Genomic DNA, 12,915 nt, shown 5'->3' on the forward strand with positions numbered 1-12,915 from the left:
CACTAAAATGCTTGTTACCTAATTAGGTAAATTTGAGAATTCTTTGCCCGTCTCAAAGATGAAACTGCGCGATAGAAACTACTGAAAACCATTCTCTAAAACATAACTTGCTTGCTTCGGGTTGCCTTTGAAATACTTGGCTCAATTGCCTGAAAAATAGGTTTTATGAAACTGCTTATCGTTGAGAATGATCAAGATACGGCGGCTGCTCTCACCACTTCTTTGGTAGCACAGCAGTTTACAGTTGATACCGCTAGTGATAGTCGATCGGCACTAGAGTTAGCTGAGGCAACAGAGTATGACCTGATCGTGCTAGATGTCATGCTACCCGATGAGAATGGAATTCGTCTGTGTCGCCAACTAAGGACACAGAATCAGCAAGAGCCTATTTTGCTGCTCACAAGGAAGGTTGATCCGGCAGATAGAATAGCAGGCTTTGAGGCAGGAGCAGATGACTATATTACTAAACCCTACGAGCTATCAGAACTGCTAGCTCGGATTCGGGCATTACTGCGACGAGGCAGCACAGTATTAACCAAAGTACTCTGCTGGGGTCAGTTGCAGCTCGATCCGAATAATTGCGAAGTCATGTGTCAAGGCAAAGGCTTACATCTCACGCCTAAAGAATACAAACTGCTGGAGCTATTTTTGCGACATCCGCGGCGGATTTTTGACCGAAGGACTCTGCTTGATCGCATCTGTTCGATTGATGAATGTCCCGGTGAAGAAGCTATAACAACTCAAATTCGCGGGTTGCGGCGCAAACTCCAGATGGCTGGGCTGAATTCCGATCCAATTGAAACATTGTATGGGCTGGGGTATCGGCTGAAATCTGTGCCAGAAGAGCGGGAGCAGGGGTCGGAGCAAGGACACGGGGATACGGAGACACGGGGACAAGGAGAGAAGTCTGAGCGGAGGCTTCCTCCGATCAGAACTTCGGGGGACACGGGGAATATATTTGATAGGCTCTCCGCGTTACCCTTTGGGGCCACCAGTCGCCACAAGTCTTTGCCTTCTGGGTTCGGAAGTGACGCTGCTAACGTCGCTAACGCTGCGCTAACGGACTCGACGGGAAACGGAGCCACTCCGGTCTTGGGATCTCACGCCACTCCCCTCAAGTCGGGAAACCCTTTCGGCAGTTCCTCCTGGGGGAAACCCCCAAGATCGGACTGCCTCACCACAGGGGTGGCTCCCCAAGTGGAGAATGCCGCATCCAAGACTCCGACTTCTTCACCGCAAAGCGGCTCAGTCCAAGGTGCTGGTTCACCGCATCTCCCCATCTCTGCGTTTTCCTCATCCTACCTGCTGAATGCAAATCGATATGATGCAGAGGCGGAGGCAGTGGCGGCAATTGGGCAGATGTGGCAGGATTCTCAGGAGCGATTGCAGGGCCAACTAGCAAAGCTGGAGGAGGCGATCGCCCACCTCTCTACTAATAATCTCACCCCTGACGGACGGCAGTTCGCCCAGACCATCGCCCATCGGCTGATTGGCTCTTTGGGGGCATTTGGTATGCCGCAAGCAGCAGAACTTGCCCGCCAGATCGAACGCACCTTGAAAACACCAACGGCTGCTGTCCAATCAGAGGAAGCGGTTCAACTAAAATCGCTGCTTGGGCAACTGAGGCAAGTTATCCAGCAGTTACCTACTTTTGCTACAACAGCGCCCACTCCAGTACTGAAGTCTAGCGATCGCGTGGTTTTGTTGATTGATGATGATACTGACTTGATTGAGCGAATGCAGGCAAATGCCTCAAACTGGAGCATTCACCTGGAAGCCGTCACTGACCTTACCCTCGCCCGCCAACGCCTTCAGTACCTCACGCCCGATGCCATCATATTGGATCTTACCTTTCCCAATACCACCGAAAGCGGCTTGATCCTACTGGCACAGTTGAAGCACCAATTTCCCACTATTCCTGTGCTGGTGCTGACAGGACTTGGCGATTTAACCAAGCGCGTGGAAGTCACCCGTTTAGGAGCCAACGCCTTTTTGCAAAAGCCTGCCACGCCTACCGAAGTGTTTCAAGCCGTCAGCCAACTCCTCCACCGGATTGACACTATCAATGCCAGACTGCTGATTGTGGATGACGATCCGGCATTGTTGTCCATGTTAGAAGCCCAACTGCAACCGTGGGGCTTTCAGGTCACAACCTTGGCAGATTCAAGGCAGTTTTGGCAATACTTGGAAGCCACCACTCCCGATCTGCTATTGCTGGATGTCGCTATGCCTGGGTTTAGCGGCATTGAACTATGCCAGGTAGTCAAGAGCGATCCGCGTTGGAGTCGGCTACCTGTGTTGTTGTTATCGGCTCATGCCGATGCTGATACCCTGTACCGGGCCCTAACAGCGGGGGCAGATGACTATATCTTAAAACCAATCGTAGAAGCCGATTTGATTCAGCGAATTTTAAATTTCAATTCCTGGTAGGGATTTAAAATAAGGGACTTCCAAATAAAAAAATAACCAATCACTGTGTTATCAGAGGAGCAGGGGGAGTAAGAAAAATAGAATTATGAATAAATTGGATAATTTATTTCTTGGAAATTCCTAATTAGTAATTGATACTTCATCCCTTAGATCTGATTCGTAAAGAAAATCTTAAGGGTACTTAACTCATTACTAGGTCTGAGTTTCAGCAAATAAGCGCTTTATTAACTTAAATGCCTAAAACCCTTACTAGACAAGTAGTTTACTTTAGTTTACAAATTAGCTCTCAAGGGATTGATTCAAATAATGATGCTAGCGCCAATGCTACGCGAACGTACTTTGTTATTTTCCATCAATCAATTTAGAGAGAAGTTGGATCGCATGAAACCAGATTAAATCTAACGCCCCTTCATTACGAATAACGAATTGGTATTATGTCCTCTTATATAAATCGATGCATCCTGGTGATTGACGACGAACCTGACCTGTGCAGCATTGTCAAGTTCACGCTAGAACGCCTCAAAAGCTGGAAAATCCTCACAGCTGAGTCTGCACAGGCAGGACTGATGCAGGCAGAAACGCAGCAACCAGACGTGATTTTGCTCGATCTGAGCCTGTATGGTGAAGATAGACTGACTATGCTGCAATCTTTGAAAACTAATCCGACTACGCAGTCGATTCCGGTTATCTTGTTTACCGCCACAGACCCGTCAGACGATTCGCTGGGATTTGACCCCTCTGAATTTGCTGGAGTGATCCTGAAGCCGTTCAATGTCTTGCAGCTTGGCGAGCAGATTATTGAGCAACTGGGGTGGTGAGGTTAGAGTGCAATGCCTTTTTTAGGCTTTGTTGCATGAAACAGAAAAAAGACACACCATCTATTAGCAGAGTTAATGATTATTTTTCCACTTTGTAGCTATCTGGTTTGCCTAATTGAATCATGCGATTAAGTGCAGCACATTGCAGAAATAACTTAACAGCTTGATTGTCAAAAAAGCGCCGTCTTAGCTTACCGCCAAAAATAATTTTGAGTTGAAACATAGCTGTCTCGGATAATGAACGTCGATGATACCCACTTTCTTGTTTCCATTGTTTACATCCGACTTGGTTCACCCGCAGCAGATTTTCATCTTTAGGATGAGGCTTCGTGTTGCTGTTTGTGCGTTGTTGAATTTTTGCGTTACTGCGCGGTGGAATTACCGCTTTGGCCCCAGCTTGTGAAATGGTGTTGTAACAGTCAAATGTGTCGGGAGCAACGCGAATTTGTGATGTCGGACTTTAAACGAGCGATGCCTGCGGCGGGCTGCGCCTACGCTAAAACGTATATTTAAGTATAAGGTTACTTTATTTACATAAGTTTGCTAAAAACCACGACAATAAATCTTGATGGCAAGACATTCGGAATATTGTTGGTAGTTAATGTGTAATAAAGCACGTCGCACAGTGCTATAAGAAGGCAGCCTATTTTTCGTCGGTTTAAGAAGGTCAATCAACTGCTCGTGGTAGCTTGAAATCCAGTCTCCAATTGCTAAAAATCCTTTATTTCCAGCCGCGACAGCCATTGTAAATAGTGCTAGGCATAGTGGAAGAGTGTGGCGCTGTCCAGCACGACGACGAGGATCTTTTAGTTCGGCGAAGGCTTCTATAATGGCGATTTGAGACATGGGAGAGATGCATTAATATAGAATTTGCGCTGCATCTTGCCATATACTTCCTACATTTAGAATTAAATAGCCCTGGGGTTAGTTGAAATAAACAAAACTATGTTACGAAAGGTAAATTTACTTGAAACCATCACCAATGATAAATGACGACCTTCAGCAGTTAGCTTTATTTGCGACGACCTCCTTACTGTAAGCAATTGTATTAGCTTGTTGAACGAGTAGAATGAAGACTTGAGTTTGTAATATGATCAATATCTTTTATTCCTGGCAGTCTGATTCACCATCATCTTCAAATAGAACTTTAATCAAAGATGCTTTAGAGAAGGCTATTAAATCGCTTAATAAAGGCAGCGAAGAGATAAGAGTTGAAATGCGTGTAGATACCGCCACAGATCATCTCTCTGGATCTCCAGATATTGCTGCATCTATTTTTGAAAAAATATCAAACAGTCATATATTTATATGCGATGCTACCATAATAAATCCTTTGTCTCCAATCGAAAAGATAACGAAGTTTTTAGGTAAAAAATCCAAAAGATTAACACCTAATCCTAATGTATTAATTGAATTAGGTTTTGCAGCTAGTACTCTTGGCTGGGACAAAATAATTTGCGTCGTGAATACCTCACAAGGTCAGATCGAAGACTTGCCATTTGATATTCGTGGCAGACGAATGTGTACCTATCATTATTTATCTCAATTTAAAAAGTCAGAAATTAGAACTAAGTTAGCAAAAACTCTTAATTACGCCTTAATAGAAATCATAGGTAATATAAATACTATCAAAAATGTTGATTTAATTAGTATTATTGTCAGCAATAAGTTTATTGACTGCATCAACTATCTTGGAGTTTTTCTCAATTACTTTCTTGCAGATGAATTAGGATATGAAGAATCCGAAAAAATGGTGAATCAAAGTATTTGTACTGCATCCCAAAGTTATAATTTAGTAGCAATAGAAACCATTATTAGAGTTTTCGAGAATAAAAATATCAATGAATCATCTAATGCTGTCTCGAAATCGGGAGAGAAACTCTCTTGGAAACAATTTCTTCTGACAGCTTTTGAAAGAATTTATTTAGAATGTGAGAATTTACTAACAAAATACGGTAGTAGTTCTGGAAATCCAAAACTAATTTTTCAAATATAAAAAATAAAAGATATCTCTAGAAGTATGATAGGTTTCACTAATAGCAACGACTCGCCATATATGCAGGAAACATACTCCGAAAAGATTAGGCTTAAAGTATATGCAAAAGATTTTTTAAAACCCTACTTTCTAGAGGTTATAGAAGCACGTATACTTGCAATTCAACATCTTGTTTCTTGCGAAATTGAAGTAAAAAGCCAACCAAAAGTTTTGCCAGGAGTAAACTTGAAAACCAATACCAACTCTTCGAGTACAGTATAGGAAGATATCACGTCTCATTAGGATTATGCCAACCGCCGTCGGGGGGAATCATATGATCCGCCAAAGGAGGCCCCCAGGTATGGGGTGCGTATTCGTAAACAGGGGTTGCTTGATCTAGGATAGGAGCGACAATTTGCCACTGTGCTTCCACCTCATCTTGGCGAGCAAACAACATGGAGTCGCCTTTCATGGCATCTTCAAAAAGCCGCTCGTAGGGATTCATCTCATTGCCATGCTCGACTTGAGCGACTAGTCCGACTTCGCTACCCACCATTCCGTCGCCTGGGGTTTTAGAGCGAATGCCGATCGCAGTCAGCACATTTGGACTAAGACGAAAGTAAAAATAATTTGCTAATCCAAAGGCACGCTCGCCAAAAACATCCTGCGGCGGACGCTTGAGCCTGACCACAACTTCAGTAGTTGTACTCGGTAAACATTTGCCTGCACGAATGTAAATCGGAACGCTAGCCCAGCGCCAAGTATCAATGTTGAGCTTAACCGCCGCGAAGGTTTCGACTTTGGAATCAGGAGCTACACCAGATTCCTGGCGATAGCCCTTGTACTGCCCGCGCACTACATTTGAGGGTTCGATTGGATCTATGGATTTGAGCAATCGCGCTCTTTCATCTCGGATGGCTTCATGCTGCTCGTTGATGGGCGGATCCATCATTAAACACGCCGTCACCTGAAGTAGATGATTTTGCACCACATCCCGAATAGCGCCTGTCTCTTCATAAAACTGTCCCCGTCCATCGATGCCAAATTTTTCAGCCATCGTGATTTGGATGCTGGCAATACTGACGCGATGCCAAATCGGTTCGAGTAATGAATTGGCGAAGCGAGTGTAGAGAAGGTTTTGGACTGGTTCTTTTCCCAAGTAATGGTCAATCCGAAAAATATGACTTTCGGGAAAGATAGAGTGCAGAATGCAGTTCAGCATTCTAGCCGATTCTAGATCGCGTCCAAAGGGTTTTTCTACCATAACGCGACCATTCTTTACACAACTTGATTGACCTAACCCTTCGACAACCGTCGCAAACAAACTGGGAGGAATGGCTAAGTAATACAGAGGAGCTTCAGCTATTTGGAGTACCTGGCATAATTTATCATAGGTGGCGCGATCGCTATAATCACCAAAAATATAGTAAAGTAATGAACACAGTTTCTGGAAAGCTGCCTCATCAACGCTCTTCTGTTCCTCCAGGCTCTTACGCACATAAGATTGTAATTGTTCGATGCTCCAATCTCGCCTACCCACTCCAATAATTGGAATGTCAAAATGACCGCGCTGAATCATCGCCTGTAAGGCAGGAAAGATTTTTTTGTAGGCTAAATCACTTGTGATCCCAAAAAATACCAGGGCATCGGAGAGTAAAGCTGCCATGATTAACCTCCATATCGACGCAAAGAGGGGAAGCAGGGGAGCAGAGGGGAAGAAAGCTGATTAAAATCCCCGCGTCATCGTTCCAGATGCCCACCGAACTCGTAGCGCAACGCAGAGATGAGTTTATTGGCAAAGTCTGATTGACCGCGAGAGCTAAATCGTGTGTAGAGGGCTGTACTAAGGACGGGAGTTGGAACTCCTTCTTCAATGGCTGCCATTAGTGTCCATCGACCTTCTCCAGAGTCAGATACGCGCCCCTCGAAGTTGGCTAAGTCGGGGTCTTTGAGAAGGGCGATCGCGATTAAATCAAGTAACCAAGAACTAATCACGCTCCCCCTGCGCCACACCTCTGCTATATCTGCGAGATTAAAGTCGTATTGGTAGAATTCCGGATTTCGCAAGGGAGCCGTTTCTGCATCGACTTGATGCAATTGTTTCCCAATATTAGCATGGTGAAGAATGTTCAACCCTTCGGCATAAGCTGCCATGATGCCGTATTCAATGCCGTTGTGAACCATTTTGACAAAGTGCCCTGCACCGTGAGAGCCACAATGCAAATAGCCCTGTTCAGCTGTTCCCCCTATTAACTCACGACCAGGGGTGCGCGGTGCAGCTGATACACCAGGAGCCAGCGCTGCAAAGATGGGGTCAAGATATTTTATCACCGCCAATGCACCACCAATCATGAGACAGTAGCCGCGTTCTGCCCCCCAAATGCCACCGCTAGTTCCACAATCAATGTATTCAATTCCTTTGACTTTTAATTGATCTGCACGACGAATGTCATCAATGTAGTGAGAATTGCCACCATCAATGATAATGTCGTCAGCGTCTAGAAACGGCATGAGAGTGTGTAGGGTAGCATCTACTGTCGCGGCGGGTAGCATCAGCCAGACGGTGCGGGGTGGCGTGAGTGCTTCGATGAGTTCAACGAATGATGTTACACCACGGGCGATCGCTCCTTCCTGAACCAGCACCTCTGCTTTTTGTGGCTGACGAGTGTAGCCAATGACGGTATGTCCAGCCTGGGTTAGACGGTGTGCCATGTTAGCTCCCATTCGTCCTAGTCCTATCATTCCCAGTTCCATAACATGCCCTGTATTCAAGTGAGAAAAATTGGGAGTATCCATCCCGCAATAGCGCCAGTAGCGCAGACGGCTGTTAGAATTGAAAAAACTTCAGTTCGGTTAAACTCTATTAGCAACAAATGTTCGACGGACTGGTCTAATGCCATATCCAGGGTAAAAATGCCAATCCAGAATAGAGCGATCGCTATTGCCCAGCCCAATAATCCGCTTGATATCGATGCTCCAGTTAGAATCCATGCAGAACCGAATGTGAGAGATAACAATCCCGCCCAGACGGGAAAGCCAGTGAGTATGCAGGCACGGACTGCGGCAATTGCCAAAATGAACATCGGTATTGCAATCGTCGAGAAATGGCGATTGAGCCAGAGAGTCCATCCCAATCCTCCATATCCCAGCATTAGCACCGTCAGCCAAACTAGACTATAGAGAAAATGTTTCCAATAAAATTCTTTTGATTCTGGTCGGTTATAGTCTTGTTCAAATGTAGTTACAATTTTGTTAACCATAGGTCTTATACCTCTCTACAAAGACGAATCAGTTAACCAAGCCTGAATCTAGGATTTGTCCAATTTTTCCCATTTCCTTATCTTCTTAACGAATCTGCCCTAACGTTAGTTGGCAAATCTAAGGAAAATCTGAGCAGATACTGATACTAAATTACCTTTAGAAACACTTATCTCTGCTTTCACAAAAGCATTGCTCTTTAAACGTCCTCATTTTTTGCTTAGATTATCTCGCTACAATTCCCAGGTAACAGCAAGGGATCGAGAAAATACTGCTGAAAAAAACGATCCAGTTTTAAGTACGCTGGATAATTCAGATTTTGATGAACTGTGGCTGTTTGCTGTGGAACAAGGAAATATTGAGAATATTCTTCCAACCTTTACCATTATCCCACCCAGGATGATAAGCGAACTCTGATTGAGGTTCTGGGGGAGAAGGACGCATTTGTTCTGAATGAAGACTAACCATCAGGTAGGCACTACATACAATCTCCCACCCTTCGGGTTCGCCAGTCGCTACAACGGGGAGGCAGCCGTGTGGGCGGGTTTCCCGACTTGAACGGACTGCCGTGGGAGCCCCCGCAACGCGCTGGCTCACCATCGTTCAATATCTTCATAGCGAGTAAAACGATAATCTGCCCAACCTAATTCATTTTTACTTTGCTTTAAGCCATATTCCACCCAGGTTCTTAAACCGTAAAAATTCCCAACTTCTCTGTTCTGTGTCTTCGTTCTGGGCTTTGTACATCTTTATACTACCGCGATAGTGACACAACAGGGTTAAGCTGACTGGCTCAATGCGGCAAAGCGATTTCAAGAAGCCGCCCTTCATGCGTCTACAAGTCTCACCAGACAAAGTTTAATGGAAGATGCCGCTAAATGGTCGGCAACTGGTCTTGAAAACCAGGGTATAGGCAACTGTAGGGGTTCGATTCCTCCACCTTTCACCTGAAGCCGAAAAGCGAGGCGCTGTGCTGATGCTAAATGTTGATCAACTTTCGTTTGGATCAACATTTAGCATCAGCAAAAGTATGAAGAGCAACAGTTTGACAATCCAATGACTGATAGCAACTCCCAAAATGATGCAGACCAGCCCGATGACTACTACTAAAACGCGCCACGCATCGTCAGAGATAGTTTTCAAGCCCCGGCAAGAGATGACTACACCAATCGTAACTAGAGCCAAGCCTATTATTGTCTCTCGCATCATCTCTTCCAGTTCTCGATAACTGAAGGCATAGAGACAATACCACCGGATGGATTGCAGGATGACCTCAGGCAGGAAGTGATACTAATTTATAATTCGTAACGACGCTCGCGGACTCGCTACCGCTACGCTAACGTAATTCGTAATTAAGACATATCGAAAAAGGTTTGATAAAGGCTGTTTACTCATAGTTTTTAAGGATGGGAGACTTTCCTTTAACTTGAGGTAGGAGCCAGCCAGAGGGCTAAGTTTCGCACATAGGCTTTAATATGTTCAAGGGCTTGTGGGTTTTGCTTCATCCCATTTCCAGGGGGTTCGGTTACAAAGTTAGGTGCGCCCATATCAACATCCCAATTGTAGTCGGCGAAATGGTGGAAGCTTGATTCAGCGATCGCACGTCCTAAAATATTTCCTTGTTCATCCTGGGTACTTTCAAAAGCAACTACTAAGTTGAAGTCCCGACCGGAGACTGAGCTTGTACCCAAGGCAATTACTCGTGCATTCTTCTCGTTTGCAGGCACACCTACGGCTCCTTCATGGGGATGAGCCGGAAAGAATTCAATCTCCTCAAAAGGTGATGTAGGATTCTTGAGTAAGTCATGAATAGGTTCTATGGGAGTAATTTTCTCGTAGTCACCATTTAACCCAGAATGGAAGTTGGGCCAGGAAATATACTTAGTGTAGATGTCATCAGGGTAGTGGTGCGAGGGATCGGGATCGGGATTCTTACTGTGAAAGTAATGGGCTGCGCCGACACCACCAAGATTGCAAACCGAACAACCTACATCTTGATGGTCACGGCTGACCAATAAACCGCCGCCGCGCTGACGGAAGGCACTGATGCTCTGACACTCCTTTGGAGTTATGCCATCCCCTACATCCACAGCAAACAGCCACAGTTCATCAAAATCTGAATTATCCAGCGTACTTAAAACTGGATCGTTTTTTTCAGCAGTATTTTCTCGATCCCTTGCTGTTACCTGGTACAGGGGTTCCCCAGTGTCACTTTTCAACGAAGCTAAATAGTCCTTTAGCAAAGAAAATCGCCCAATATACCAATCATCTTCATTGGTGGGAATTGTTGTCTGTAACAGAATTTGAATCGGTTTAGTCATGATCTCACTCCCTAGGGTTCCTCTTGCAGCATGAGCTAATTACTAGATCAACGTGGGAATTGTAGCGAGATAATCTAAGGAAAAAATGAGGACGTTTAAAGAGCAATGCTTTTGTTAAAGCAGAGAGTCGAACTGAAGTTTTCTCAATTTTAGCAGCCGTTTGTATGACTGGTGCCATTGGGGGATGGATACTCCCGATTCTTATTAAAACTTAAACACAGGAATGGTTGACTATTCCATTAAGCACTTCAACAAAGGCTTAGAAGAACTACTCGAAATCAACAAACGTACTTGGCTACAACGCGAACGTTTATTAGCAAAATAATCACAAATAATCTGATTTTACAGAAAATCTCGCTGATACAGAGTGGGATTTATTTTTTTGACTAATGATGACGCAGCTAAAAGTGAAACACTCATCAAGGAAACAAATATGGCTGCTAATAAATCTACTAAAGCTCAAGCTGCTACAGTCGATGATTCAACAATGGAGCAATTCAAGATTGAATCATTCAACGTGCGTGAATACAACACAATTTTCTATTCAATTCGTGACCTTTACGAACGCGAATCACAACGGCAACTGGGGTCTGACAATTTCGATTGGAAAGCTTTTAAGCTTCAGTTTGAAATCTGTTTTGGTCGTCCTGAAGATTGTCGTTACACCACAGAACAATTATTGAATTTCGCCAAATACAAATTCAACATGAGTTTGGAAGACTTGTTAGCTTATGTACAGTGACTTTTTATTTGTCGCTGTGCCAAATTAATGTCATCAAGGGTGTGAAGCTTGAACTCAAAGAGCCTTAAGCGACAAAACAGCACAGGAAACTTACAAGCTGTATCAACACAAATCGTTACAAGCTTCAAGTGGGTAAAGCTTAATTTGATGACACAAATTTGTCTCAACGCCATTTAATTTGTCACTGTACAGCTGGGGAGGCTGGGGGAGAAAAGAGTATTTTTTATGACTTTGCACTACGGAAATATATTTATGTCTTTGTCTCCCCCAGCACAAGAGCGCTTCCCCAGCTCCCCCAGCTTGCCTCAACAGATAAAACTAAACTTAGTGCCATTCATATATATGCGATCGCTTTTGGACAGAGGTGCGATGTTTTGTGCTTGGTCATCATGATGAGCTGGGGCAGTTGCGATCGCACTTTGGGTGTGCTGGGGAACAACGCACGATATTCCCCACTCCCCAACTCCCCACTCCCCATCCCTAAGTAACCGGATGATACAACCCCGTTTCTGCATTGAATTGCCAACCGATACCCGATGTATCCTTGCCCTTACACCATGCGAAAAACAGCGGCGGTGGCAGTTTGATGCGTTGTTCGCGTACAGAATCCTCGCTCACCCCAAGCCTTTTGGCTAAATTTTCTTCGGTAAGTGGTTGAATACGTGGAGTTTGCTTGTTCACGTATGAATTGTTGCTGTACGATTTCTGCCGTCTTGGTTGGTTGTTGAGATAATCTTGAATTTTGATAATCGCCTCGGTCAGCTGTTCAACTTGATGGCGGGTTTGACAGCTCATACTAAATTCTACACTTCTATGCACCCTCACATAGACTTGGTATTACATCCGCGAACCATTTTCCCTTTTCCACATCCCGTGAAAAGTCTGGTTAAATGTTGAGTACTTCACTGATTTGCTCTCCTAGTTTCAATGGACGGAAAGGCTTAGCAAAAATAGCAGCGACATCCAAACCAGTAAAACTCTCTCGATCTGATTGCTGGAATTTAGCTGTTAATAAAATTACTGGAATTTTCTTAGTGGCGGGGTTAGCTTTCAGTTGTTGCAGAGTTTCACGTCCATCCATATTAGGCATCATCATATCTAGTAGGATGACATCTAGTTTATGGTTAGCAGCTATCTTTAACGCTTCCTGACCAGAACTAGCTGTCAACACATTCCAGCCAGCACCCATTTCTAATCCTAACTTTGCGATCGCCCGTACATCTTCTTCATCATCAACAATCAAGATATTTTTTTTCATAGTGAGACTCTTGCATAATGTAAGTGCTGATTTGCTTGATGCTCTGAATGGAACTTAGACAAAAAGTAGCCAGGAAAAACCATCAAACGTATATACAGGGAGACTTTGACATC

Annotated in this window: 14 protein-coding genes and 1 pseudogene; 4 read left to right on the top strand and 11 right to left on the bottom strand. The window is 44.4% G+C overall.

The features are described 5' to 3' along the window. Window positions 1–165: 165 nt before the first annotated feature. Both I8748_RS06045 and I8748_RS06050 read left to right on the top strand, forming a co-directional pair. The gene (locus I8748_RS06045; RefSeq protein WP_198123751.1) at window positions 166–2,430 is read left to right on the top strand and encodes a response regulator; all 2,265 of its coding nucleotides are present in this window, start codon (window positions 166–168) and stop codon (window positions 2,428–2,430) included. A gap of 434 nt (window positions 2,431–2,864) precedes the next feature. Beyond that, complete coding sequence (locus tag I8748_RS06050) at window positions 2,865–3,248, top strand: response regulator (RefSeq protein ID WP_198123752.1); 384 nt, start codon at window positions 2,865–2,867, stop codon at window positions 3,246–3,248. A 79-nt stretch (window positions 3,249–3,327) separates the two neighbouring features. Here the strand turns inward: I8748_RS06050 and I8748_RS36235 are convergent, their stop codons facing one another. After that, the gene (locus tag I8748_RS36235; protein WP_404800277.1) at window positions 3,328–3,693 is read right to left on the bottom strand and encodes a transposase; all 366 of its coding nucleotides are present in this window, start codon (window positions 3,691–3,693) and stop codon (window positions 3,328–3,330) included. A gap of 98 nt (window positions 3,694–3,791) precedes the next feature. After that, entirely contained in the window at window positions 3,792–4,094 is a 303-nt protein-coding gene (locus I8748_RS06060) for a transposase family protein (protein ID WP_198123754.1), read from the bottom strand. 244 nt (window positions 4,095–4,338) lie between these two features. On the opposite strand from I8748_RS06060, the gene I8748_RS06065 reads away from it, so the two are divergent. Then, a complete protein-coding gene (locus tag I8748_RS06065) occupies window positions 4,339–5,244 on the top strand; it encodes a hypothetical protein (protein ID WP_198123755.1) in 906 nt (301 codons plus the stop codon). 268 nt (window positions 5,245–5,512) lie between these two features. Here I8748_RS06065 and zwf read toward each other — a convergent pair whose 3' ends face one another. From zwf to I8748_RS06100, 6 genes and pseudogenes are all read right to left on the bottom strand, one after another. Further along, on the bottom strand, window positions 5,513–6,889 hold the full coding sequence (gene zwf / locus I8748_RS06070) for a glucose-6-phosphate dehydrogenase (protein WP_198123756.1): 1,377 nt from the start codon (window positions 6,887–6,889) through the stop codon (window positions 5,513–5,515). Window positions 6,890–6,963: 74 nt separating this feature from the next. Continuing rightward, entirely contained in the window at window positions 6,964–8,019 is a 1,056-nt protein-coding gene (gnd, locus tag I8748_RS06075; RefSeq protein WP_225896325.1) for a phosphogluconate dehydrogenase (NAD(+)-dependent, decarboxylating), read from the bottom strand. Then, on the bottom strand, window positions 7,992–8,483 hold the full coding sequence (locus I8748_RS06080; protein ID WP_198123757.1) for a hypothetical protein: 492 nt from the start codon (window positions 8,481–8,483) through the stop codon (window positions 7,992–7,994). Before I8748_RS06080 ends, gnd begins: the two co-directional genes overlap by 28 nt. 310 nt (window positions 8,484–8,793) lie before the next feature. Beyond that, window positions 8,794–9,197 (bottom strand): annotated as a pseudogene (locus tag I8748_RS36240) (hypothetical protein); the annotation flags it as partial. A 111-nt stretch (window positions 9,198–9,308) separates the two neighbouring features. After that, on the bottom strand, window positions 9,309–9,494 hold the full coding sequence (locus I8748_RS06095; RefSeq protein ID WP_198123758.1) for a hypothetical protein: 186 nt from the start codon (window positions 9,492–9,494) through the stop codon (window positions 9,309–9,311). Between the two features lie 408 nt (window positions 9,495–9,902). Beyond that, window positions 9,903–10,802: a hypothetical protein gene (locus tag I8748_RS06100; RefSeq protein ID WP_198123759.1), complete on the bottom strand. Its 900-nt coding sequence runs from the start codon at window positions 10,800–10,802 to the stop codon at window positions 9,903–9,905. Between the two features lie 382 nt (window positions 10,803–11,184). Here I8748_RS06100 and I8748_RS06105 point away from each other — a divergent pair, with 382 nt between their 5' ends. Beyond that, window positions 11,185–11,544 (top strand): hypothetical protein, encoded by a 360-nt coding sequence (locus I8748_RS06105; protein WP_225896326.1) that lies wholly within the window; start codon window positions 11,185–11,187, stop codon window positions 11,542–11,544. 305 nt (window positions 11,545–11,849) lie between these two features. Here I8748_RS06105 and I8748_RS06110 read toward each other — a convergent pair whose 3' ends face one another. From I8748_RS06110 to I8748_RS06120, 3 genes are all read right to left on the bottom strand, one after another. Then, window positions 11,850–12,059, bottom strand: coding sequence for a hypothetical protein (locus I8748_RS06110; protein WP_198123760.1), 210 nt, complete (start codon window positions 12,057–12,059; stop codon window positions 11,850–11,852). Further along, the gene (locus I8748_RS06115) at window positions 12,025–12,363 is read right to left on the bottom strand and encodes a hypothetical protein (protein WP_318781195.1); all 339 of its coding nucleotides are present in this window, start codon (window positions 12,361–12,363) and stop codon (window positions 12,025–12,027) included. Before I8748_RS06115 ends, I8748_RS06110 begins: the two co-directional genes overlap by 35 nt. Window positions 12,364–12,430: 67 nt before the next feature. Beyond that, window positions 12,431–12,802 (bottom strand): response regulator, encoded by a 372-nt coding sequence (locus I8748_RS06120; protein WP_198123761.1) that lies wholly within the window; start codon window positions 12,800–12,802, stop codon window positions 12,431–12,433. Between the last annotated feature and the right edge of the window lie 113 nt (window positions 12,803–12,915).

Source organism: Amazonocrinis nigriterrae CENA67 (assembly GCF_016056305.1).
Lineage (GTDB): Bacteria > Cyanobacteriota > Cyanobacteriia > Cyanobacteriales > Nostocaceae > Amazonocrinis > Amazonocrinis nigriterrae.

Bases quoted from the DNA above. Each gene is read 5' to 3' on its own strand.
- I8748_RS06120 (WP_198123761.1), bottom strand. From the start codon at position 12,802: ATGAAAAAAAATATCTTGATTGTTGATGATGAAGAAGATGTACGGGCG.
- I8748_RS06065 (WP_198123755.1), top strand. From the start codon at position 4,339: ATGATCAATATCTTTTATTCCTGGCAGTCTGATTCACCATCATCTTCA.
- I8748_RS06060 (WP_198123754.1), bottom strand. From the start codon at position 4,094: ATGTCTCAAATCGCCATTATAGAAGCCTTCGCCGAACTAAAAGATCCT.
- I8748_RS06095 (WP_198123758.1), bottom strand. From the start codon at position 9,494: ATGTTGATCCAAACGAAAGTTGATCAACATTTAGCATCAGCACAGCGC.
- I8748_RS06080 (WP_198123757.1), bottom strand. From the start codon at position 8,483: ATGGTTAACAAAATTGTAACTACATTTGAACAAGACTATAACCGACCA.
- I8748_RS06110 (WP_198123760.1), bottom strand. From the start codon at position 12,059: ATGCAGAAACGGGGTTGTATCATCCGGTTACTTAGGGATGGGGAGTGG.
- I8748_RS06045 (WP_198123751.1), top strand. From the start codon at position 166: ATGAAACTGCTTATCGTTGAGAATGATCAAGATACGGCGGCTGCTCTC.
- gnd (WP_225896325.1), bottom strand. From the start codon at position 8,019: ATGGATACTCCCAATTTTTCTCACTTGAATACAGGGCATGTTATGGAA.
- I8748_RS06100 (WP_198123759.1), bottom strand. From the start codon at position 10,802: ATGACTAAACCGATTCAAATTCTGTTACAGACAACAATTCCCACCAAT.
- I8748_RS06050 (WP_198123752.1), top strand. From the start codon at position 2,865: ATGTCCTCTTATATAAATCGATGCATCCTGGTGATTGACGACGAACCT.
- zwf (WP_198123756.1), bottom strand. From the start codon at position 6,889: ATGGCAGCTTTACTCTCCGATGCCCTGGTATTTTTTGGGATCACAAGT.